This window comes from Berryella intestinalis, assembly GCF_000814825.1.
Lineage (GTDB): Bacteria > Actinomycetota > Coriobacteriia > Coriobacteriales > Eggerthellaceae > Berryella > Berryella intestinalis.
Genome location: NZ_CP009302.1, coordinates 1,745,592 through 1,768,094 on the forward strand (window position 1 = coordinate 1,745,592; position 22,503 = coordinate 1,768,094).

Genomic DNA, 22,503 nt, shown 5'->3' on the forward strand with positions numbered 1-22,503 from the left:
AATCTCGGCTAGAATGAGCGCATGATGATGAAGAAATCCGAACAGACCAGAGGGCGGCTTCTCGAAGCCGCCCTGCGCGTGATAAGCCGCAAGGGCTACAGCGCCGCCACCGTCGACGAGATCGTCAAGGAAGCGGGCGTGTCCAAGGGCGTCGCCTACTACCACTTCAAAAGCAAAGAGGATATCGGGAGCAGCATCCTCGCCATCCGCACCGAGCAGATCTTCGAAGAGCTGAAGTCGTGCGCGGGCGAGAAGGATGCGGCCGGGGCGCTGGCCGCCATGCTGGGCAAGTTCGTCGACATCGCCTTCGACGACCGCTCGTTCACCCGCTTCCTCATGAACGAGCTGTGGCGCGAAGGGCGCACCTGGTCGAACGACATGCGGCAGAAGATCGAGGCGATCATCGAGCTTCTGGCCGAACAGGTCGAGCGCGGCAAAGCCGACGGGCTGTTCCGGGAATCCCTCGATCCCGCCTTCGTGGCGAACGGCATCCTGGGGCTCATCATCACCGACACCCTGTACGCCACCGGCCCCGACGGCGAGCCGACCGTGTCGAAAGACCAGTTCCGCGCCCGCATCTCCGACTTCGTCAGCCACGCGCTCCTCAAGTAGGAAAGGCTTCCCCCAAGAGCAACGCCCGCTCGCCGCATCCACGCGCACCCGCGCCCCGCTCGAAGGCGCGCCGCACTCGGGCAGGGCGCATGCCCAGCGCCCCGAGCGGACGCTACCCCTCGTCCCCGAAATCAAGCACGAGCGGAGCGTGGTTGCGCCGCGCCTCGACGGGCGGCAGCTCCATCCAGTCGTCGCCGTACATGATGGAGAGATGGCGCTCTGGATCGGCCGGCCCGAAGAACTCGCATCCCTCGAACGGGATGGGGGCGACACGCCCGAACCCCTCGGCGGGCAGGGCGATCGAAGGCCATGCGAGGGCGACGTACTCGCTTCCCGGCGATTCGGTTCCGCGCGCCGCCTCGCGCTCGAACCGCTCGACGAGGCGGCGGTGGTCGCACGCAAGCCCCAGGACCGTATGCGCAACCCGGCAGGCCGCCTTTTCAGCAGTGCCGAGGAGCCCCGTGTGCGGAACCCCGACGCGGCCCGAATGCAGCAGGTACAGCTCGCTTTGCAGCGCTCGGCACCGTGCGCGCTGGCGGCGGGCGACCCCGGGGTCGGAATGCATGACGTCGTAGGGGAAAATGTCGATGAATATACCCTGGTCGAAGCCGGCATCAAGCGTCTCTTGGGTATGGAAGCGCGTTCCCGTTCGGCAAACCTTGCCGAACATGCCCGCCTGCTGTGCGCACGTGCGGGGGTCGGACACCGCATAGCGCTCCCCCAGCGCCCGGGGCGCCACCTCCATGAAGCGCTCGTAGTCGGCGCGCGACATCCCCAGGTCGATGTCGTCGTCCCACGGAATGAAACCCCCGTGGCGCACCGCACCCAGAAGCGTTCCGCTGTCGAGGAAGTACGCGATCCCCTCGGCACGGCACACGCGGTCGATATCCTTCAGCATCTCCAGCTGGAAAAGCTGGAGCCTGCGCAGCGTCTCCGGATCGTAGCTCATGCTCGCCCATCCTCCGTCGGTTCCATAGATTCGCCTGCCAATCTGCGGTAATACTCTTCAAGCCACGCCGCGGTGCGCACGATGTCGAATCCCGCCGCGCGCACCGCCTGCACCCCGGACGCGCGTTCGAGGGGGTGCTCGAGCGCGCAGACCATGGCGTCGGCCCACGCCTGCGGGCCCTGCGCCAGATCGAGCCTGGTCGCGATGCGGCCGTCCATCACCGACAGCTCCGGCACGCCGGTCGACAGCAGCGCAGGCACGCCCGCGGCCTGCGCTTCGATGGCCGACATGGCCAAACCCTCGGACAGCGAGGGGAACACGAACAGGTCGAACGCCTTCTGCAGACGCGCCACGTCGTCGGTCACGCCCCAGAACACCACGTCGTCTGCGCATCCGCTTTGCACCGCATGCGCCCTCACCTCGTCTTCCAGCGCACCACGACCCACCAGCACCAGCAGGGCCTCGGGCACGCGCCGTCTGAACCGCGCGAAGGCCTCGATCAGAAAGCGATGGTTCTTCACCGGGTCGAAGCGCCCCACATGGCCCACCACGACGCGATCCGCCCAGCCCAGCTCGTCTTTGACCGCTGCGTGGCCGCGCTCGTCGCACTGAAACGCCGCCACATCGATCGCGTTTCTCAGCACAGAGAACCGATCCCCTTCGACCACCGCGCGACCGAACCGGTCGATCCCCGCTTCGAGCGAGCACGCGAGAAACCCGTCGGCCTGAAACCTCACGGGAAGCGACAGCACGCGGAACAGCGCTTCGGTCGGGGAAAGGGGGAAATGCCGCGCGTGGCTGTGCGCGATGGCGATCTTGCCCGCCCGACGAGCCTCGGGCAGGTAGATGAGCGCGCTGCTTCCGATGTGCCCATGGACGATCGCATGCTCGGGATGCCGATCGAGGAAGCCGCGGCACGCCTTGCGGTACGCCCGCGCATTGGCCACCGTGAAGCGCGGCAGCTCCCGGAACACCGAGCCGCCCAGGTCGGCAATCTCTTCGTCGTAATCGCAGGCGCGCTGCTCGTGGACGAGGAAGTCGAACTGGATCCGATCGCGATCGATCGCGCGGTACAGGTTCATGATCATGGTTTCGGCACCACCGCGATCCATAGCGCCGATCACCTGGAGAACACGCATGTCGCACCTTCCTCGAATCAAACGGGCCCCGACGCGCCCGCACGACGGCAAGCCCTGGAGCCGGCCGCTACCGCCCTTCTTCGGAGCCGGCGGGGAACTTCCGCAGCTTTCGCACGATGAACAGCAGCAGCACCCCGGCACCCAGCGCGCAGGCGGCCATGCCCGCGAAGCTCACGCCGTTCATATCCCATATCCTGACGAACGGGTAGCTGAAAGCGGCGACCGACGCGAAGGCCACCAGGTTGCCGATCAGGTTCCCCCTGAAGTCACGCAGCGCGATGAGCAGGTCCCCGAAAAACCAGAGGAACGCCGTTGCCAGCGTGGCCGCAAGGATGGGCTGGAGCAGGTACACGTACGGCAGGATGCTCTCTCCGAACAGGAATTCGAGCAGCCAGGCCCCGGCCAGCGCCAGCGCAACCGAGCAGACGGCCGCCACGCCGACGATGCCGAGCGCCGTCCGCGCGAACAACTTCAGGAACCTCGCGCGCTTCCCGCCGAAATACAGCGCGGGGAACACATCGAGCAGGGGGCCGTACAGATAGTTCGCGCCCATCTGAACCACCAGCGCCAACGCCGCCACCGACGAGTAAACGCCCAAGGCGGCGTCCCCGGACAGGTACGACAGCATCTGCTTCGGAACGACGAACAGGGAGCCGGCCGCCAGAGCCGCAAGCGTGGCGGGAAAGGAGGTTTTCAGGAAGAAGAGCATCTTGTCGCCGGTGAACCTGATCCGCACCGGCTCGAACCGGGACGTGCGCGGGATATCCCAGAACACGAGGACCGAAAACGCGGCGACGCCCATGGCAACGATGGCCAGGTCGAGGTTCTGCGTGAGGTAGAACACCGCCGAGAAGGCCGCGAGCGTGGACACGCCCTGGAGGATGAACGACATCCCCGCGTAGTCGAGCCGCCGATGCTGCTGGTCGGTTCCGTGCAGCACGTCGATGACCAGGCCGACCGCCTTGAAGCAGTAGAACAGGGCGACGGTGGGCAGCGCGTACCACGAACAGGTGGCAGACGCGTAGACCATGCAGAGCACGAACGAGGCCGCCAGCATGACGATGCGGAATCCCAGGTATTCCGATAGATCGTTTTCCCTGTTCACATCTGAAATCTGGTAGGTTCCCATCTTGTAGTTCGCCAGCGTGCCGAACAATCCCACGACCGACATTGCAAGCGCCAGAAGACCCGCGGCGTCGTAACCGCCCGACGAGAGGCGCACGACCAGCACGGTCACCAACCACTGGCAGGCCAGGTAGGTAAGCGAGCCGACCGAGTTCCACAGCATGTTCCCCTTCATGGACAGGGGGGGTATCGTTTCGGGAGCGGGCGCGCTGCGCCGGATACGGGGCGCCCTCATCGCGGCAACCGATACGCTTCGGCTACGTGCACGGCCCGGCGATCCTCGGGAGGAACCTGCCTCCAGTCGCCGTAATGCAAGGTCAGAAGCTCCTCGTATCCCACCGGCGCCGAAAGCGCGCGACCTTCGAATGAAAGCTCGACCGCCGACGCGAACACCCGGTCGGGAACGGGGCGCGGCGGATACCCGTCGTCTACCAAGGCGGCCACGTACCCCGTATCCCGATCGCACGCGTCGCGGGCGACCTGGTCGATCAGGCGCGCGTACTTCACCGCATCGAGCCGATGGGCGATGGGGCACACGATGCGCTTGGCGGCCTTCGCCAGAAGCGACGAGCCCACGGAGGGGTCGGCCACGATGAACGACCTCGTCAGGGATAGGCGCGCGATGCGCTTGGACGCCCGCAGGTCCTCCGGGTCGACGCGGTCGAAGGGAAACACGTCGATCCACACCCCGGTGCGGATGTCCTTGCGCGCGAAGTCCTCTTTCACGAGCGTGGTCGTATCGACGATCTTCGCGAACGGGTACACCGAGCGCCCGTCGCGGTAGAACGCCACGGAGAACCGCTCGCTCGAGCGCCAGCGATCGAACCCGTCGACGAGGCGCTCGTAGTCCTCCCTCATCATGATGACGTCGATATCGTCATCCCAGGGGATGAAGCCTTCGTGTCGGGCGGCGCCCAACAGGGTCCCGTACCCCAAGTAGTATCGAATTCCCTGCTCAGAGCATACGCGTACGAACTCGTCCAAGATTTCGAGCTCGATGCCCTTCACCTCTTCGACACCCAACGGCTCCACGGTCCGCCTCCTACAGCTCTCGATCGCGCAGATCCCTCAGCGCGCGGTCCTGGGCGAGCTCGGCAACCTTCTTCTTCAGGCTGGACAGCTCCATGGTCGAATAGAACCCGCGCACCACCAGGATAGCGATAACGCACAGGAACACGAAATTAGAGGGGGACTCGATATCCAGCAAATCCGAGAAGAAGAACGCTATCTGCGGGAATACCGATAGGATGACCAGAGCCAATGCGAAGAAGAACCAAAACATCGCCTCGTCGACCTTCAGCTTCTCGTGGCGGATCTTGACGAGAATGAACGCGAACGTGAGGATGGCCCCCGTTACGAGCACGAAGACGAGCATATCTCCCCCTTCTTCCGAAACCACAGCACCAGCAGGATGGAGACGCCCATGCGCAGCATATAGGACACCGACTTCGTGAAGTTCAGGTAGCTCTCCCCGGCGATGCGCTCCCTCATCTCGACGGGAACCTCGCGCACCTCGAACCCGTTGCGCATGAGGTACGAAAGCGTGTCGGGTTCGGGCCCGAAATCGGAATCGCGCGCGAACAGGGGAACGACGCGGGCGCTGAACAGCCTCATGCCCGACGTCGGATCCTGGATCTTCTGCCCGGTGGTGAGCTTGATCATGGCCGTGATCAAGGTCGAGCCCATCATGCGCGCGGAAAGCGGTTTCCTGCAGTTCACGAAGCGGGATCCCACCACGATATCGGCGCCGGTGCTCTCGGCGCACGCAACGAGGTCGGAAACGTAGGCCGCCGAATGCTGCCCGTCGGCGTCGAACTGGATGACGTAGTCGTAGGCCTGTTCGTGCGCATACTTCATGCCCGCCTGAAACGCCCCGGTCAGACCGAGGTTGATGGGAAGCGACAGCATCCGATAGCCGCGCTCCCGGCAGATCGACGCGGTCGCATCGCGCGAACCGTCGTTGACCACCAGGTAGTCGATATCGGACGCGTGCGCCTTGAGGTCCTCGATGGCAGAGACGATGCTGCCTTCCTCGTTGTAGGCCGGCACCAGCGCCAGCACGCGTTTTCTCAAATCAGCCATACCCAACCTTACCAAACGACGGGCCCCGCCACCGAGGCGCGATCCGCTACCAGAACCATATGATGACGAACGCCAACGACAACGCATCCAGCGCAAGCACCGCGACCGCGAACAGATGGACCGGGGCCTCGCCTATCCGCCATCGCTTGAGGGAGAACAGCGAGGCGGCGCCCAGAAACACCGTGGGAATCAGGTAGCGGCCCTGAAAACCCCCGATCGGACCCGTCTCGCTGAGGTCGTCGAGCAGAAGCACCGTGAACAGTATGAGCTGCTCTGCGATGGCCAGAAGGAAAAACAGCAGCCTGTTGTGCCAGGGAAGCGACAGACGGCCGTCGAAGCTCGCCAGAAGCGCCACCGCCAGAACCGCAAGGTACGCGGCCCACGCAAGCGGGACGTGAGCGGCAGCCGGGTAGAGCGCGTCGCACGGCCAACCCAGGTTCTCGCCCGCGAACTGGCATATCGTCGGGATTCCGCGGTCTTGGACGGTTTCGGCGAACCGCTGGGCGAACACCGAGGGAGCCAGCCTGTGGGACGCCTCGTCCAGGATGCGCCCGTATCCGCTCGACAGAACGAACACGGCCGCGAACACGGCGAACCCCGCCATGGCAAACGGAACCCCCCAGCGTATCCAGCGCCTCTTGATCTGGGGGAGCAGGACCAGCGCCGCAGCGGTGAGGGGAAGGTAGATGTACTTGCACAGAAACACCAGCGAGAAGAAGAAGCCCAGCAGAGCCCACTGATGCCAGGGGATCCCTATGCGCCCCTCGGCGCGCAGTGCGATGACCTGCGCCAGGAAGCAGAGGATGGCGATGTTGCACAGGGCGTCGGCCGAGCACGACGCCTCCTGCTGCAACAGCATGGGATTCAGCAGGAACACCAGCGCGAACTGCTTTCCCGAGGGAAGGCGGCGGATGATCCACCACGCAGCCAGCGCGAACAGAGCCGCGTTCGACAGGCGCGCCAGGTAGATGAGCACGTAGGCGTTCAGCCCGAGGGCCTTGCCCGCCGACACCACCAGCGACGGGATCAGGTAGTTTACTTCCGAATAGGCCGCAACGGTGAAGTCCGTCTGCCTCAGCTGGGTGTAGTCGAAGGAAACGGCCAGCTCGCTGGCAAGCTGCTCGTAGTTTCCTATGAACGTGTAGACCTGATGCAGCTGGGCGGGAACGTTGAGGAACTCTTGACCCGCCCTGTTGTCGAACAGGCGATGGATATGGGTGAATTCGTCGGGCACCGCGTAGGGCATCATGAAGAAGGCGAAGCCGCCCAGAAGGACGGGGGCCAGAACGAGGAACAGATGCTCGGGGCTGGCGCGGTGCCGGTCGAACAGGCGCACGAACAGCACCAGCGCCACTCCGGCGCATGCGACGGCCAGACCGGTCGCAAAGGTGAGCCACCCATCGCGGTAATGGGCGCACAGCGCGCCCAGCAGCGCGGCCTCGCCGACGATCACGAAGGCGAAATAGAAACCGAAAAGAGCGATGCGCTCGGCACGCGCGCCCCCTCCCGTTTGCAATCCTCCCGACATGCCACCCGTCACTTGTCTATCCGTCGTCTTTCGATCCTCGATCGACTCCTACGCAAAAGACTTTACATGATACCATTAATCGTGTTTTTATCCATTCCACCCCTTGAAACCGAGACCGCAAGCCATGGACCGTCAACGCTGCATCTGCATGTTCTCCGCCCTGTACTCCCCGAACGTGGGCGGCGTGGAGTCGTATACAGAGCACCTGGCGCGCACCCTGGTCGAACGCGGCGTGCGCGTGATCACGGTCACCTCGAACACCCACGGGCTCGAAGCCCGCACGTCGGAAGCGGGCCTTGACATCGTGCGGCTCCCCTGCCGCAACCTGCTGGGCGGCCGCTACCCCGTTCCCCTCAAAAACGCCGAATACCGCCGGCTCATGAACTGGATCGAACGTCAGGCCATCGACTGCGTGGTGGTGCACGCCCGGTTCTATCCGCATTCGCTGGAGGGACTGGCCCTCGCCGACAGGATCGGCGCGAAAAGCATCGTGGTTGAGCATGGCTCGGCGCATCTGACCATGGGAAACGGGTTCATCGACCCGGCCGTGCGCGCGGTCGAGCACGCCATGGCCAAGCGCGTGGTCCGCTATCGGCCCGCATTCTTCGCCGTCTCCCGCAAAGCGAGCGCGTGGCTGGGCCATTTCGGTATCTCCTCGTCCGGAGAGCTTCCCAACGCCATCGACGCCGACGCGTTCGCCTCGTGCGCGAGCGATCGCGATTTCCCATCCGAGCTGCATCTTGAGGACGGCGCCTTCATCGCGGCGTTCGCCGGAAGGCTGGTGCCCGAAAAAGGCGCGCTCGCGCTGGCCCGAGCGGTCTCCCTACTCGAAGGGACCGACGCGCCCCCCGTGCATGCCCTGATCGCAGGGGCGGGGCCCGAAAGCAGCGCGATCGATGCGCTTGGCTGCAAACGCGTTCATACGCTGGGAAAACTGTCGCGCGAAGACCTGGCTGCCCTGCTGACCCAAGCGGATGCGATGGTCCTGCCCTCCCGCTCCGAAGGGTTCGCCACCGCTTTGCTCGAAGCCGCCGCCTGCAAGACGCCCGCGATCGTCACCGATGTGGGGGGCACCGACGAGCTGATCCCCGATCGGAGCTTCGGCACCCTGTTGCAAGACGCCCGACCCGAAACGGTGGCGCAGGCGCTGAGGGACGCCGCGACCGACCGGGCGCTTACCGCCTCCCAGGGAGCTGCCGTCTATCGGCGCGCGAAAGACCGATGCTCGTGGGACGAAACCGCCCGATTGCTCCTGGATGCCGTATACGGCCCGTCCGGAAGCGGGATCGGTCGGCGGAATCAGTAGTAGCGGAAGTACGCCGCGCAGCTGCCCTCGCTGGACACCATGCAGGGCCCCACGGGGTTTTCCGGCGTGCAGACCCTCCTGAACAAGGGGCACTCGTCGGGGCGCATGATGCCGCGCAGGATATCGCCGCAGCGGCACCCCTTCGGCTCACGCGTCTGCTCGACCTGGGGGCGCAGCTTCGATACGGCGTCGAACCCCGCGTAGCGCTCGCGCAGCCGGTACCCCGACCCCTCGATGGGTCCCAGACCGCGCCACGTCGCCGTGCACGTGTCGAACACCTCGTCGATGGCCGCCTTCGCCACGGGGTTGCCCTCGGGCATGACGCCGCGCGCGTACGCGATCTCGATCGCCGCGCGGCCTTCGTGCAGCTGGCGCATGATCATGGCGATGCCCTGGAGCATATCAACCGGCTCGAAACCGGTGATGACCCCGGGGATGCCGTATTTCTCGGCCAGGAACCGGTACGGCTCGGCACCGATGATGGTGCTCACGTGGCCAGGGAGGATGAGGGCCGACACCTTGAGCTTCGGGTCGGCGATGATCGCCTCGATAGCGCCCGGCATATTCTTATGGGCTGCGAATACGCTGAAGTTTTCCAGCCCCTCCTCAAGCGCCCGCTTAACGGCGATGGCCACCAGGGGCGTGGTCGTTTCGAACCCGACGCCCACGAACACCACCTCGCGACCCGGATTGTCCTGCGCGATTCTGAGGGCGTCGAGCGGCGAGTACACGATTCGGATGTCGCGCCCGTCGGCCTGCTCTTTCAGCAGGCTGGACGTAGATCCGGGAACGCGAGTCATATCGCCGAACGTGGCGATGATGACCTCGGGAACGCGCGCGAGGGCGATGACGGTGTCGATGTCGCTGTTCGATGTGACGCACACCGGGCAGCCCGGCCCCGATGCGAGGCGCACCCCCGCGGGCATCAGGTCGCGGATGCCGCTGCGCGCGATGGATACCGTGTGCGTCCCGCACACTTCCATAAGCACCGCTTCACCAGGGGAAAAGGCTGCGATCGCGTCGAGCATCCTGCGAGCAAGCACGGGGTCCTTGAAACGCGCGAGCTCCTCTTCCATGCGCGCGGCGCCCTTCTCGGAAGCGCCGGCTCCCCGATCGGCCGAGCGCTCCATCAGCGGACCGCCGCCTGGGAGCTGGCCTCGAAATCGTCGACCAGCTCGGACATCTCGTCGATGAGGGCTAGCGTCTCCTTCGCGTAGGCCTCGCCCACCACCTCGATGGAAAAGCCCGCGTGGACCAGCACGTAGTCGCCCAGGCCCGCCTGGGGGGTGAGGTCGATGGAGATGTCGCGCGTCGTGCCCATGATGGACACCTCGGCCATGTTGTTTTCTTTCAGCTCGGTGATACGAGCGGGAATCGCTAGGCACATACCCAAACCCTCTTTCCGGTCGATTCCAGAATAGCCCCTCTCGCCGCAGCGCACCCCGCGCTTCCGGCCCGTTTGCACGGTACTAACACACGGCCGATGCTACCACCGCCTGGCCGAAGGATATGCATCCGTCATTCGGAGGTAACTCGGCGTTGATGGCAACGGTGAACCCCGCCGCTCCCAGCTCTTCAAGCCCGCGCTCGACCAGGTAGCGGTTCATGAACACCCCGCCCGACAGCGCAACGGTCGAGATCCCGTACACACCCCGCACCAGCTCGGCGACGTCCACCATCGCGCGCACGAAGGCGGCGTGGAACCTCAGAGAGACGGTCTGGACGGACACCCCCGCCTCGAGGTCGTCCAGCAGCGCCGAGAACGTCGGGCTCGCGTCGAGCAGAACCGCCGAGGTGTCGTGGGCGGTGCTGTCGGGAAGCGCGGCGTTCTTCGTGATGGCGATACGGTAGCGCTCGTCGTCTTCGACGCGGGACTCACCGCAGCGCGCGGCGTCGAACAGGATGGCGGCCTCCCCTTCGTAGGTGGGATGGGCGCACACCCCCGCAAGCGCGGCAGCCGCATCGAACAGCCTGCCCACCGACGAGGTGGAAGGCGCGTTCAGCCCCCGCTCGATCATCTGGTCGCATACCGCGGCCTGATCCCCCAGCTCGTCGAGGACGCGCCGAGCCGCCGGGTGGTCCAGCAGGTCGAACGCCCATAAAACGCCGTAGGCCATGCGCAACGGGTTCTCGATGGCAGCCGCACCCCCCGGCATCGGGACGTACGAGAAGTTCGCGAAGCGCTCGTAGTCGGAACGGTTGGCCAGCAGCACCTCGCCGCCCCACAGGGCCCCGTCGGCGCCGTACCCGGTTCCGTCGAACGCGATGCCGCACACCGCGCCGTCGATGCCGTGCTCCCCTATCACCGAGGCGATGTGAGCGTGGTGATGCTGTACCTCGATCACGGGAATATCCTGTTCGCGCGCCCATTTCGCCGTAAGGTACTCGGGATGGGCATCGCATGCCGCGACGGTCGGGCTCAGTTCGAACAGGCTTTCGTAGCGCAGCTTCGCCTCGAACCAGGCATCGTAGGTCTCGACGTTTTCGACGTCGCCGATATGCTGGGACACGAACACTTCGGGGATGCGCGTGAGGGCCAGCGTCGATTTCTGCTCGGACCCGCAGGCCAGGATGCAGGGGGCGCCGCCCCCGCGCGCATCGGAGCCAAAGCCCGTTTCGGCCTCCCCCCGCTCGCCCGCAGGCGCAGGGGCCCCTTCGCCTTCGGCCGCAGGGGCGCTTGCCGCATCGCCGGGGAACTCGAGCCGCAGGGGTGCCGGCGCGAACCCGCGGGCGCGGCGGAAGAACTGAACCGCCCGGTTGGGCTCGCCCGCGGCATCCGTGCCGGGAACGCTCAGAACGCGCACGACCGAATCGTCGTAGCGCGACTCGATGGCCCGGTCGTTTCCCAGGATGGCATCGGCGATGCGGGACAGCGCAACGCGAGCCGCCCCATCGTCGGTGACGATGGGGTCGTCGTGGACGTTGCCCGAAGTCATGACCAGCATGCGCTTTCCCGTCGCCTCGGCGAAGTCGTGGATGAGCAGGTGCTGGACCGGAGTGGCGGGCATCATAACGCCCAGATCGGGCAGGCCGTCGGCCAACCCCGCCGCCAAGCGGGCGTCCGCCCGCTTGCGCAGAAGCACGATGGGGCGCGCCGGCGACTCGAGGAGAGCCGCCTCGGAGCCGTCCACCTCGCACGAGGCGCGGGCGTCCTCGACCGTGGCCACCATCACCGCAAACGCCTTACCGTCGCGCTTCTTACGCGCCCTCAGCTTGGCCAGCGCCTCCTCGCTGGATGCATCGCACACCAAGTGGAAGCCGCCCAGGCCCTTCACCGCGACGATGCCGTCGGCCGACAGGACCCGCACCGCCTCGGAGAAGATGCGGTCGCTCGATTCGCGCGTCGCGCCCCACGTCACCTCGCCCGCCGTGCCGTCGACCACCTCGCACCAGCTGATATGGGGCCCGCATTCGAAGCAGGCGTCCGGCTGCGCATGGAAGCGCCTGTCAAGCGGGTCGGCGTACTCCTTCGCGCATCGGGGGCACATCGGGAAGTCGGCCATCGAGGTCTTCGGGCGATCGTAGGGAAGCCCGTTGATGATGGTGAAGCGCGGCCCGCAGTTCGTGCAGTTGATGAACGGGTAGCGGTACCGCCGGTTGTCGGGATCGAACAGCTCGCGCCGACAGTCTTCGCAGGTCGCCAGATCGGGAGATACCAGCGTGGTCGCTTCGGCGGCCCCGTCGTCGGAGAATCTGATCTCGAACTCGGTGAAGCCCTCCAGCACGGCATCGCGCATCTTGATGCGCTCGACCTTGGCGGCCGCAGGGGCGTTGTCGGCTATCTCCATGACGAAGCCGTCGAGATGCTCCCGCTCCCCTTCGGCATGGATGGTCACCCCGTCGACGGCGTTCAGCACCCATCCGTTGATCAGGTAGCGCTTGGCCAAGCGGTAGACGAAGGGGCGGAAACCGACCCCCTGGACGACGCCTTTCACCTGAATGTCGAGAGCTTCGATCATAGCAACCTCCTAAAACAGACGATCCCTCCCGCGTTCGCAGGAAGGATCGCTTCGACATCCGAACCGACAGCGAACCGCGCCACGCGCCCCGGATCCGCCGCTCTCCGCAGCCCTTAAGCCTCCCGCAGCTCCCGGATCTCCCTCACCACCGACGTCACCTCGGCGGCCAGCGCGCGCAGCGTGACGCCGGAGTTATCGGGAAGATGCAGGTGCACCACGCGCCGATCGCGCGAGGAAAGCGTCACGAAATCGCCCACTGCCTGGGCTTTGGCGAGCGCCCCCAAACTCGGGGCCACCGTGTCGCGCAAGGGAATGTCTTTCAGCTCGTCGGCGGAAAGGATGAGGAACACCCCGTCGTTGCGGCCGCCCTTCTGCAGCTGGCCCGTCGAATGCAGGTAGCGCGGGCCCACCTCCAGGCACGACACCACGCCGAACCCCTCGGCGACGCCGTGGCGGACGACCTCGAGCGCCTCTCGGCGACCCTCGCCCGTGAACGGCAGAAACGCGTTCAGCGCGAAGAAATCCCCCGGCTCGATCGACCCCAACAGGGTGCGCAGCGATTCGCGGATCGTGCCCGGGCCCGCAAGGCGGGACCCAACGCGCACCTCGGCCTCACCCATGTCCCACGCGCCGATGAAGTGCTCGACGAAGTCGGGAGCCGGCTCGCCGTTCTCGAGGATGTTCAGGACCTCCGACTTGGCCGAAGCCACGTCGGGCTGGTCGAACGGGCAGACCTTCATGAGGTACCCGCACATGGCGATGGCGTACTCCCACACCACGAAGTGCTCGGCCAGCTCTTCGACCGACTCGATGCGGTAGTTCATGCGCGGGATGGTGGGGTCGACGTACGAGAGGCTCATCTCGAAGTTGCGCATCTCGTCCCACGAATCGTTCTTGGTCTGGTACATCACCACGCTGCGGTCGCCCGGATCCGACGACAGCAGAAGCGAGTCGACCTCGATGTTGGGAAGGATTCCCTGGCCCTCCTTGCCCAGGCTCTCGGCCACCAGCTGCTCGATCCACAGGCCCAGAACGCGGCCGCGCTTCTGCGTGAGCACCGAGAACTTGTTGCGGCCCTTCAGGTAGTTGTCGTACAGAAACGATGCCAGCCCGATGGCCGGGTTGTCGATGGAGTCCTCGCTGCAGGCGCGCTCCGCCTCGAGGGCACAGGCCATCATGTGCTCGATGTCGATTCCCACGAGCGCGGCGGGCAGAAGGCCGAACACCGACAGGGCCGAATAGCGGCCCCCCACCGTGGGTTCGCCGGAAAACACCGCGCGCCAGCCCTCTTCGCGGGCCTGGCGCTCCAGCTCGGACCCCGGGTCGGTGATAGCCACCAGATGGCGGCGCATCTCCTCTTCGGTCAGGGTCTTGCAAAACGCCTCGCGCACCGCCGCCAGCATCAGGCGGGGCTCGACGGTCCCGCCGCTTTTCGACGAGATGACCACCATCGTGGTCTTCGGATCCACGATGGCAAGAACCTCGCGCAGGCGCACCGGGGAGTCTGAGTCCAGCGTGCGGAAGCGGATGTCGGACGAATCCACCTTGTTGTACTTCGTGATGGTCATCGAAGCCTGGGTCGACCCGCCCTGGCCGATGAGGACCACGTCGGTCATCCCGGCCTCAACGGCCTCGCGGGCGAATGCGCGGATATCGGCGAACGGGCACGGGGGGTTGCTGGCCAGGTCGGTCCAGCCCATGTAGTTGCGAGCGCATTCCAGCGCCTCGTCGGAGAAGTCGTACACCGAGGCGTCCTTGGCGTGGATACGGCTCGCGATATGCTCTTTCACCAGGGTCTTGCCCGATGGGTACAGTTTTTCCATTTCCACGGAAATCATCTGAGGAAATCCTCTCGTCCGTTTGAGGAACGCGTAAATGCAGATACGTGTGCCATTTTACCAAAACGCCGACAGGCCGATTCCCACGGCCCGGACGGCGCCCCCAACGCCATCCTCCAAACAGAAGGCCCCAAGCACCGCTGCTTGGGGCCTTCCCTCGTACACGAAGCGTCCGCTACAATCCCAACGCCTTCTTGAGAAGCGACACGCGGCGCCGGGAAACGGGGATGCGCTCGTCAACGCCGTTCAGCGCGAGGGACAGCGTTCCCCCGGTCACCGGCTCGACCTCTTCGACCAGCGAGAGGTTCACCAGGTAGCCGCGATGCACGCGGAAAAAGCCGTGCCCGTCCAGCCGCTTCTCCAGCTGAGCCAGGCTCACCGTGGAGAAGTAACGGTCGTCGTCGGTCTGCAGGTAGGCGTAGTCGTCGCGAGCCATGACGAAGCGGATGCTGTCGATGGGGATGAAGATCTTCTTGCCCCCCTTCTCGACGGGGATGCGCTCGGACTTCTGGGCCTGGAGGTGCAGCGCGACGTTTTCGCGCACGCGGGCGATGGCCTGGGCGAGGCGCTCGGTTTCAACGGGCTTCACCAGGTAATCGACGGCATTCACCTTGAAGGCGTCCAGCGCGTACTCGCTGTAGGCGGTCACGAACACCACGGCGGGGGGAAACTTCAGATGCTGCAGGCCGTCGGCGAGCTTCAGCCCGGTGGCCTCGGGCATGTTCACATCGAGGAACATGACGTCGCAGGGGTATTCCTTCAGCTTCTCGATAGCCTCGCGCACGCTTGCGGCCTCGGCCACAACCTCGGTCTGGCCAAGCTCGTCAAGCAGAAACCTGAGCTCGGAACGGGCAGGGGCCTCGTCGTCAACGATAATCGCTTTAAGCACAGCGGACCTTCCTCGAACACCAGCCCCTGGGCGAAAGGGCTGTCCTGCGGTTGGTTACACGACACCGATTATAGAGCAAGCGGAGTGGGTCACAGGGCGCATTTCATCAGAGCGGCGAGGGACAACACGTAAATTCTGAACGCGTCTTTCAAAGTTTCCTCGCTTATCCCCTCGTCAGGACCGTGCATCGTCCCCACCCAGGCAGGGCGGACCTCGTCGGGCATCTCGGGCCCGAAGCTGGCCGCGCGCGTGAACAGCCGCGCGTAGGTGCCCCCCTTCATGGTGAAAGCCCCGTCGTCGCGCCCGGTCACGCGCTGGTACGCGCCCAAAAGCGCCTGAACGGCCTCGGAATCGGGACTCGTCAGAAACGGCCGCTTATCGTGGTCGAGCGAGAAGGTCGCGCCCGCTTCGCAAGCGGCGGCGGCCACGCGCTGGGCGATGAGGGCGGCCGAGGTCGTGGTGGGATACCGGCAGTCGATCGTCTGGCGCAGACGCCCGTCTCCGTCTACGAGCGACGCCACCCCTCCGACGCAGGTGAGGTCGCCGAAATCGTCATCGTGCGCCTCGATTCCCAAGCCCGATCCGTCGCTTGCCGACAGCAGCCTTCGCTCGAACTCCAGAAACGCGCGCTCCTCGGGCGTTCCCACCCCGTTTTCAAGCAGGTAGCCCACGAGGATCCCGATGGCGTTGCGTCCCAGCTCCGGCGTCGAGGCATGCGCGCTTTTTCCCCGCGCGAACAGGTCGAACATGCCGTCCCCGAGTGCCGTCGCCTCCACTTCGCCGCTCGAGGCCAGCGCGCGGGGGCTGCGCACGACCGCGCGGGCCTGCCCCGGCACGGCGTTCACCGCCGCGCCCCCCTCGAACTCCACGATGTCCCCGCCCTCGATGACGGGGCCCTCGACCGTCCCGCTGCAGATGCCCGCTTCGCCGTATCCAACGGGGAACTCCGCGTCGGGCGTGAACAGAAACGCCGGGTCGGCATGATGCGCGCGGTAGTGCTCGACGTCTTTCATGTTCGTCTCCTCATTGGCCCCGAACATGAGGCGCACGGTGTAGGGCAAGGGACCGCACGCGTCTTTGACCAGGCGGGCGGCGTGCAAGGCCACGACCATCGGCCCCTTGTCGTCGCTCGTGCCGCGCCCCAGGAGAAACCCGTCTTTGCGCGTGAGGGAAAAGGGGGGATACGCCCAGCCGGACCCCACCGGAACGACGTCCACGTGCCCGATCACGCCGATCTGGGTGGCGCTGAGCCCCACCGCGTCGGCGTAGCCCAGATACCCCTCGCAGTCGCATACCTCGAAGCCGTAGCCGGCCGCCATGTCCAGCGCGCAGGTCAAGGCAGCGCGCGGGCCGGGACCGAAGGGAGCGCCGGGTTGCGCGGCCGTCAGATCCTCCACGCTCTCTATGGAGATGAGCTCCCCCATATCGCGCAGCACATCGTCCCAATGCCGTTCCAGGTACTCGTCCGCCGCCGCGAGCAGCTCGCGTTCATCCATGCCGTCCCCGCCTTCCGCTTCGGTTCCAACGACGCCCGCCCCGCCCGTGCGCCCGCCTTCGCGCAAAACCGCGCGACGCGGACGACGAGGCCGCGCGAACGCCGCATCTATCGACTCGATGCCTAGATTAACCGCGAACGGCCCAGAGGGCATCCCTCGTGCTAGGATTATTCCCGACCAACCCGCGAGCGGACGCACCGCGCGCCCATCCGAACCGAAGGGATTCCCATGAACATCGACCAGGCCCTCGAGCACGCAAACGCCTTCGCCTTCCCCGATTTCCTGCTGGCATTCGGAGACGAGGCGATCGAAACCGAATGCGCGAAAAACGAAGAGGCCATCAAGATCCTCACCGAGGCCTTCATGACCCAGGACAACCCCGGATTCGGGTTCGACCTCGTGCTGGAACTGGCCGATCGCAACCGAGAGCTGGCCGATCAGCTGGAAAGCGACCGTGTCGAGCGCATGCGCGGGCTGAACCTGTCCCGCGGGCTGTCCGACGACGACCTGGTGCGCGCCATCGCCAAGCTGCGCCGCTGCCGGCCCGAAACCGTCTTGAAGGAAACCGTCCAGCGCCGCCAGCCCATCGCCACGGCCTACGCCGGGGGAAACGGCATGTGCGGAACCGTGGTGGGCATCGACATCGAGACCACCTCGCGCCATCCCGATCGGGGCCGCATCATCAACATAGGATGGGAGCTGATGGAGCTCAAAGCCGACGCCGAGCCGTACGGAGCGGCCAGCCTGTTCTGCGGGCTTCCCGCCGAGTACGAGCAAAAAGGCGTCCCTCTGGCCAACATCCATAAAATCACCTGGGACAACGTGAAGGACGAAAAGCCTTTGCGCGAGAACCCCGAACTCCAGGCGAAGCTGCTCCAGGTCCTGGAGTCCCATCCCTACATGGCCCACAACGCCGCCTTCGAGGACTCGTGGTTCATGCTGAACCTGAAAGGGTATGCCGAAGGGCGCAAGGCCGGGCGCATCATCCCCATCGACACGCGGGACATCTGCCGCAACCTCGACCGCGAAACGCAGTTCATGCCCTTCGACGCGAAGCCGGCCGCGCTGGAGAACTGGGCGCGGCGGCGCGGAACCCTCGCTCCCGACCAAGCAGAGCGGCACCTGGGCCTCGACGACGCCGACCTCATGCTGCGCACGGTGCGCGAGGAGATCCGCGAGCGCAACCTGTTCAAGGCGTAGGCGCGCTCCCTCACGCCCCGGCGCACGGGCCGCGCTCGAACAAGCCCCGACGCCGACGGAGCCCCCCGAATGCGCCGGGCGCACAAAAGGGGTCGGCTTCGGCGAAGCCGGCGTTTGGAAATTATGATGACGGGAACCGGCTCGCATCGGTTGGGCTCATGAGCTATAATTCAACCCTGCGCCCGAGTGGCGGAATGGCAGACGCGGCGGTCTCAAAAACCGTTGGGGAAACTCGTGCGAGTTCGACTCTCGCCTCGGGCACCACTTGAAATCGAAGAGGGGGCTGATCACAGCCCCCTCGTTACGCACCCGATCCGGGTGCTTTTTTATACTCGCGCGTCGGCGCCGCCCCGTCCTCAGGCCACCGGCTTGAAAGATGCGCCGCCGACCTGCACCGACTCCACCTGGCTCGGATCGATGATCCGATCGAAGAACACGTTGCGCGACCAGACGACCTTGCCGTCGCCGGGTTCCGCGGAACCGCCGGCGCGCTCGATATCGCAAGCGACGACGCTGCCGTCTTTCATGACCACCTTCACGTCGGGCGCGGGCATAGTGTCGGCGTCCGGGTCGGGCGCCGAGGCTTCCTCCCACGAAAGGTACAGCGCAATCGGAGACACCGACAGCTCCCTCAGCGTAGCCGCCCCCTCGGATACGGCTATGCTCTGTCCGGCGGGAAACGAAACCGAAGCGTCGGAATACAGCAGCTCGAACCCGAATTCCCACACCCCTTCCGCCAGGTAGCGACGCTGCCCGTCTGCGGGAAGGATGAACAAGCCCTTAAACGAGCTGCGCAGGGTCTTGCCCACCAAGCCCCCGGCGGGCGAATCGACCGTCATCTTCTCAACGTACTGGATCGCGTTGTCGGACGGATCTTCGTCGTAAAAATAGGATTCGCCGTACGCCCCGCTCATTCCGACCACGTTCAGGTCCGCATAGTCGAATCCGAGGGGGAGAAGGCCGTTTTCGAGAGGCTCGACGCCTTCGAAGGGCCTGCCGTCGTCGCGGCTGATGCTGTACACCACCGCGTATCCGTGCGCGTCGCCCATCACCGCATCGGCCGTGACGGTTACGCCCCCGCTTTGCGCAGAGGCCCCGACGGGATGGCCCACCGTGCCCAGCAGCTCGGTCTGCGCCGGGGCTCCGTTGAACACGCGGTCGGCGAACTGCTGGACGCCGACGAGTCCTCCGGCCGCCGCATAGGCGCCGCCTCCCAGGGCCATCGCGGCGACCACTGCCGCGGCCACGGCGAAGCGATAGCGCCGCTTCGCCGGCGAGAACCGCAGGATCTTCGCCGACGGCGCCCCCGCGGCGAGCCGCTGCGCCAGCCGCTCTTTCTGCTCGTCGGAAAACGACAGGCCCTCAAACGCCTCCCTGATCGCCTCGCCCTCGCGCTCGGCGAAACCGCCCATCCTAGGATCGTTCATCGCATCCTCCCTCGATCGCTTCGCGGATCATCTGCCGCCCGCGGCTCAGCGCCTTGAACACGGCAGATTCCGACTTGCCCTGCATGCGGGAAATCTCGGCGGCCGAATAGCCTTCGACGTAGTGGAGGAACAGCGCCTCGCGGTACCCGAGGGGAAGCCCCATCATGTGATCGAGCACTTCGCGGTACGCCTCGTCCGGTTCGGGAGCGGCCACTTCGGGCACCTCGCCCAACGCCACGATCCGTGCGCTGCGACGCGATCTCAGAAGATCCTTGCACGCATTCGACGCCACCCGTATCACCCACGATTTCTCGTGGTTCGCATCCCGAAACGGCGTGTCGCAGTTCAGAAGCTTCATGAGAACCACCTGGCACACATCCTCTGCGTCATGGGACGATCCCAGATAGGTATACGACAGCCTCAGGATAAGGTTGGCGTACAGCGACACCGCCCGCCGGGCCCTCGCCTCGTCGTCGCGCTCCTCGCCCAGCCCCACCGTCTACCTCCTTCGCCGCAGCCGCAAGGGCGCCCCGGCCCGAAAGGACCGCCCGCCCTGCGGTTGCCGCCTCGCATTTCCGCTTTCACTTACGAAACGGATCGGGGGAGCGTTTCCTGACCCATATTGAGCTATTTTTTTCGAAACGGGGGCGAAAAAGCGCCGCGCTGAGGAAACGGCGGGCTACGACGCGCTTTTCTCGGTCTTCACGATGAAGCCGAAGTACACGATGTGGCCGACCCAGACGACGGCCACGATAGCGCGTCCGACGGGCGCGGAGCCCATCATCGCGAAGGCGAAGGCCAGAAGCATCGTCACCGGCACGAGCAGGGTGAGCTTGGCCTTCAGCGTCATGGTTTTCTTGGCGACGTAATTCTCCAGCACCATGCGGTAGAGCCTGGTGGTTTTGAACCACCGATCGAGCCGCTCCGAACTGCGCGCGAAGGAGAAGGCGGACACCAGCAGGAACGGAGTGCAGGGGATGAGCGGCACCACGAACCCGATTACCGCAAGCCCGAAGCAGAGAAAGCCCAGGGCAGCCCAAGCGCACCGAACCGCCCGGCACCGAGAGACCCCGTTTTCAGCCTGGGCGGTCTGTGTGTCTAGCATAAGCGCTCCAAATGTAGCGCCGACGAAACCCCGACGCCTTCGATAGTCGAACCGTACTCGCAGCTAACCTACCATCGGATGGCGATAAAGTAAAGCGCGTATAACAAATGAGGGACGCTGACGGCCGCCCGACGGCAAGCGCTACGATTTCTCGGGGTCGCGCTCCCACAGACCGGTCTTGCCGCCTTCCTTGCGCAGAAGGCGGATCTCTCCGATCTCCATGCCGCGATCGACCGCCTTGCACATGTCGTAGACGGTGAGGCAGGCCACGCCGGCCGCCGTGAGCGCCTCCATTTCGATGCCGGTCTTGCCGGTGACGCCCGTCGTCGCCAGGACATGGATGCCCGTCCTGCCGTCATCGCGCGCCCCGGGGCCGACCGGCGTGCACTCCACCTTCGCTTTGGTGATGTTCAGAGGATGGCACATCGGGATGAGCGAACTGGTCTGCTTGGCCGCCATGATGCCGGCGACGCGGGCGCACGCCAAAACGTCTCCTTTGGCGGCTCTGCCCTCGACGATGAGGTCGAGGGTTTCCCGACGCATGGAGATGAACCCCTCCGCAACGGCGACGCGCTGGGTGTCGGCCTTCTCGGACACGTCCACCATGCGGACGTCGCCCTTGTCGTCGATATGGGTAAGCTGCTGTTCGGACATGATGCTCCTCGCTTCTGGAAACGGATGTGACGGCAGGCCCCGCGCCCGTGGCCCACGGGGTGTCGGAACGCCTGCGAAAACGGACCTACCCCCCGATCTGGCTCATACCGCGCTCGGTGCCGACCCGATCGTGGTGATCGTCGGGCTTTTCGCCCAGCGCCTCGAGGAATACCGCATACACGGCCTCCTCTCCCCCGGTGCGCAAAGCGGCGCGCACGTCGAACTCGCGATCGGAGAACAGGCAGGGCCGCAGCTTCCCGTCAGCCGTCAGCCTCAAGCGGTTGCAATCCCCGCAGAAATGCCGCGACCGGGGCGAAATCACCCCCACCGTGCCCTTCGCCCCCGAAAACGAGAAGTAGCGGGCCGGACCCCACCCGATCGGACCGCTCGCGCCGTCGAGGGCCTCAAGCGGCAAGAACCCCCGCTCGACCGCTCGCGCGTTGATGTCTGCGACCAGCTGCTCGCTGGGATAGACATCCCGCTCGCCCCAGCCCAAGCCATCGAAGCCGGCGCTTTCGCCCACCGGCATGTACTCGATGAAGCGGACGTGCAGGGGCCTCTCGATCGACATCTTGGCGAAGTCGAAGTAATCCTGGTTCAGGCTGCGCACCGTGACCGCGTTGATCTTCACCGGGTCGAGGCCCGCTTCCAGGGCGGCATCGATGCCCGCAAGCGCCTCGGGAAGGCGATCGCGGCGCGTGATCTGGGCATATTGCCGTCTATCGAGCGTGTCGAGCGAGATGTTCACACGCGAAAGCCCCGCCTCCCTCAGCCGGCGCGCCATCTTGGGCAGCAGGATCCCGTTGGTGGTGAGCGACACGTTCCTGATCTCAGGCAGCGAAACGATATCGCCGATCAGATCTTCGATGCCGCGGCGGACAGTGGGCTCTCCGCCGGTGAGCCTGACGCTCTTTATGCCGATACGCGTCGCGACCCGAACGATGCGCTGGATCTCCTCGATGCGCAGTATGTCCTCATGCTCGATGAGATCGATGCCCTCTTCCGGCATGCAGTAGATGCAGCGGAGATTGCACCGATCCGTCAGCGAGATGCGCAGGTAGTCGATTGTTCGGCCGTGTCCGTCTTTCATGGCTCCCTCGATTCTTACGCGCCAGTATACGCGACCCGCCGCGCGATTCATTCTTGGGTGCGCATAATCACGTCACGGTAAGGATGGCGAAACCGATTCGTTGC

At 65.5% G+C, this 22,503-nt stretch carries 21 protein-coding genes and 1 tRNA gene; 4 read left to right on the plus strand and 18 right to left on the minus strand.

All coding sequences use genetic code 11. The annotated features are described in order from the left end of the window. Nucleotides 1-21: 21 nt before the first annotated feature. Entirely contained in the window at nucleotides 22-612 is a 591-nt protein-coding gene (locus JI75_RS07685) for a TetR/AcrR family transcriptional regulator (protein ID WP_039690012.1), read from the plus strand. Between the two features lie 112 nt (nucleotides 613-724). Here the strand turns inward: JI75_RS07685 and JI75_RS07690 are convergent, their stop codons facing one another. The 7 genes from JI75_RS07690 to JI75_RS07720 all read right to left on the minus strand — a co-directional run bounded on the left by JI75_RS07690 (nucleotide 725) and on the right by JI75_RS07720 (nucleotide 7,435). Continuing rightward, a complete protein-coding gene (locus tag JI75_RS07690; RefSeq protein ID WP_039690014.1) occupies nucleotides 725-1,561 on the minus strand; it encodes a LicD family protein in 837 nt (278 codons plus the stop codon). Continuing rightward, nucleotides 1,558-2,700, minus strand: coding sequence for a glycosyltransferase (locus tag JI75_RS07695; RefSeq protein WP_052241693.1), 1,143 nt, complete (start codon nucleotides 2,698-2,700; stop codon nucleotides 1,558-1,560). Before JI75_RS07695 ends, JI75_RS07690 begins: the two co-directional genes overlap by 4 nt. Before the next feature lie 67 nt (nucleotides 2,701-2,767). Next, nucleotides 2,768-4,000 carry a lipopolysaccharide biosynthesis protein gene (locus JI75_RS07700; RefSeq protein ID WP_240993161.1) on the minus strand — a complete coding sequence of 411 codons (1,233 nt, stop codon included), beginning with the start codon at nucleotides 3,998-4,000 and terminating at the stop codon, nucleotides 2,768-2,770. A gap of 56 nt (nucleotides 4,001-4,056) precedes the next feature. Further along, nucleotides 4,057-4,857 carry a LicD family protein gene (locus tag JI75_RS07705; protein WP_039690016.1) on the minus strand — a complete coding sequence of 267 codons (801 nt, stop codon included), beginning with the start codon at nucleotides 4,855-4,857 and terminating at the stop codon, nucleotides 4,057-4,059. 10 nt (nucleotides 4,858-4,867) lie between these two features. Beyond that, on the minus strand, nucleotides 4,868-5,200 hold the full coding sequence (locus JI75_RS07710) for a DUF2304 domain-containing protein (RefSeq protein ID WP_039690017.1): 333 nt from the start codon (nucleotides 5,198-5,200) through the stop codon (nucleotides 4,868-4,870). Then, complete coding sequence (locus JI75_RS07715) at nucleotides 5,179-5,907, minus strand: glycosyltransferase family 2 protein (RefSeq protein ID WP_039690020.1); 729 nt, start codon at nucleotides 5,905-5,907, stop codon at nucleotides 5,179-5,181. Before JI75_RS07715 ends, JI75_RS07710 begins: the two co-directional genes overlap by 22 nt. Nucleotides 5,908-5,953: 46 nt before the next feature. Next, nucleotides 5,954-7,435, minus strand: a complete 1,482-nt coding sequence (locus JI75_RS07720; protein WP_039690021.1) for a DUF2142 domain-containing protein — start codon at nucleotides 7,433-7,435, stop codon at nucleotides 5,954-5,956. A gap of 124 nt (nucleotides 7,436-7,559) precedes the next feature. On the opposite strand from JI75_RS07720, the gene JI75_RS07725 reads away from it, so the two are divergent. Then, nucleotides 7,560-8,741: a glycosyltransferase family 4 protein gene (locus tag JI75_RS07725; protein WP_052241694.1), complete on the plus strand. Its 1,182-nt coding sequence runs from the start codon at nucleotides 7,560-7,562 to the stop codon at nucleotides 8,739-8,741. Here JI75_RS07725 and hypD read toward each other — a convergent pair. The 6 genes from hypD to JI75_RS07755 all read right to left on the minus strand — a co-directional run bounded on the left by hypD (nucleotide 8,735) and on the right by JI75_RS07755 (nucleotide 16,923). Next, on the minus strand, nucleotides 8,735-9,817 hold the full coding sequence (hypD, locus tag JI75_RS07730; RefSeq protein WP_039690819.1) for a hydrogenase formation protein HypD: 1,083 nt from the start codon (nucleotides 9,815-9,817) through the stop codon (nucleotides 8,735-8,737). The two genes, JI75_RS07725 and hypD, sit on opposite strands and share 7 nt — an antisense overlap. Nucleotides 9,818-9,870: 53 nt before the next feature. Next, entirely contained in the window at nucleotides 9,871-10,128 is a 258-nt protein-coding gene (locus JI75_RS07735; protein ID WP_039690022.1) for a HypC/HybG/HupF family hydrogenase formation chaperone, read from the minus strand. Nucleotides 10,129-10,210: 82 nt separating this feature from the next. Further along, entirely contained in the window at nucleotides 10,211-12,700 is a 2,490-nt protein-coding gene (locus JI75_RS07740; RefSeq protein WP_039690024.1) for a carbamoyltransferase HypF, read from the minus strand. A 113-nt stretch (nucleotides 12,701-12,813) separates the two neighbouring features. Next, nucleotides 12,814-14,538 (minus strand): glucose-6-phosphate isomerase, encoded by a 1,725-nt coding sequence (locus JI75_RS07745; protein ID WP_039690026.1) that lies wholly within the window; start codon nucleotides 14,536-14,538, stop codon nucleotides 12,814-12,816. A gap of 175 nt (nucleotides 14,539-14,713) precedes the next feature. Beyond that, nucleotides 14,714-15,427, minus strand: coding sequence for a LytR/AlgR family response regulator transcription factor (locus JI75_RS07750; protein WP_039690028.1), 714 nt, complete (start codon nucleotides 15,425-15,427; stop codon nucleotides 14,714-14,716). Between the two features lie 89 nt (nucleotides 15,428-15,516). Beyond that, the gene (locus JI75_RS07755) at nucleotides 15,517-16,923 is read right to left on the minus strand and encodes a Sapep family Mn(2+)-dependent dipeptidase (RefSeq protein WP_039690030.1); all 1,407 of its coding nucleotides are present in this window, start codon (nucleotides 16,921-16,923) and stop codon (nucleotides 15,517-15,519) included. Between the two features lie 228 nt (nucleotides 16,924-17,151). Here JI75_RS07755 and JI75_RS07760 point away from each other — a divergent pair, with 228 nt between their 5' ends. Together JI75_RS07760 and JI75_RS07765 are read left to right on the plus strand one after the other, a co-directional pair. Further along, nucleotides 17,152-18,123 carry a 3'-5' exonuclease gene (locus JI75_RS07760; RefSeq protein ID WP_039690032.1) on the plus strand — a complete coding sequence of 324 codons (972 nt, stop codon included), beginning with the start codon at nucleotides 17,152-17,154 and terminating at the stop codon, nucleotides 18,121-18,123. A 180-nt stretch (nucleotides 18,124-18,303) separates the two neighbouring features. Beyond that, nucleotides 18,304-18,387: transfer RNA gene (locus JI75_RS07765), tRNA-Leu, on the plus strand. A 92-nt stretch (nucleotides 18,388-18,479) separates the two neighbouring features. Here JI75_RS07765 and JI75_RS07770 read toward each other — a convergent pair. The 5 genes from JI75_RS07770 to moaA form a co-directional block, all read right to left on the minus strand. Next, the gene (locus JI75_RS07770; RefSeq protein ID WP_082019826.1) at nucleotides 18,480-19,550 is read right to left on the minus strand and encodes a DUF4179 domain-containing protein; all 1,071 of its coding nucleotides are present in this window, start codon (nucleotides 19,548-19,550) and stop codon (nucleotides 18,480-18,482) included. After that, nucleotides 19,537-20,046 carry an RNA polymerase sigma factor gene (locus JI75_RS07775; RefSeq protein WP_240993162.1) on the minus strand — a complete coding sequence of 170 codons (510 nt, stop codon included), beginning with the start codon at nucleotides 20,044-20,046 and terminating at the stop codon, nucleotides 19,537-19,539. The genes JI75_RS07770 and JI75_RS07775 overlap by 14 nt, the downstream gene beginning before the upstream one ends. A 183-nt stretch (nucleotides 20,047-20,229) precedes the next feature. Further along, nucleotides 20,230-20,655, minus strand: coding sequence for a YbaN family protein (locus JI75_RS07780; RefSeq protein ID WP_052241696.1), 426 nt, complete (start codon nucleotides 20,653-20,655; stop codon nucleotides 20,230-20,232). 141 nt (nucleotides 20,656-20,796) lie between these two features. Next, nucleotides 20,797-21,309 carry a cyclic pyranopterin monophosphate synthase MoaC gene (moaC, locus tag JI75_RS07785; RefSeq protein WP_039690034.1) on the minus strand — a complete coding sequence of 171 codons (513 nt, stop codon included), beginning with the start codon at nucleotides 21,307-21,309 and terminating at the stop codon, nucleotides 20,797-20,799. Between the two features lie 85 nt (nucleotides 21,310-21,394). Next, complete coding sequence (moaA, locus tag JI75_RS07790) at nucleotides 21,395-22,399, minus strand: GTP 3',8-cyclase MoaA (protein ID WP_039690036.1); 1,005 nt, start codon at nucleotides 22,397-22,399, stop codon at nucleotides 21,395-21,397. Between the last annotated feature and the right edge of the window lie 104 nt (nucleotides 22,400-22,503).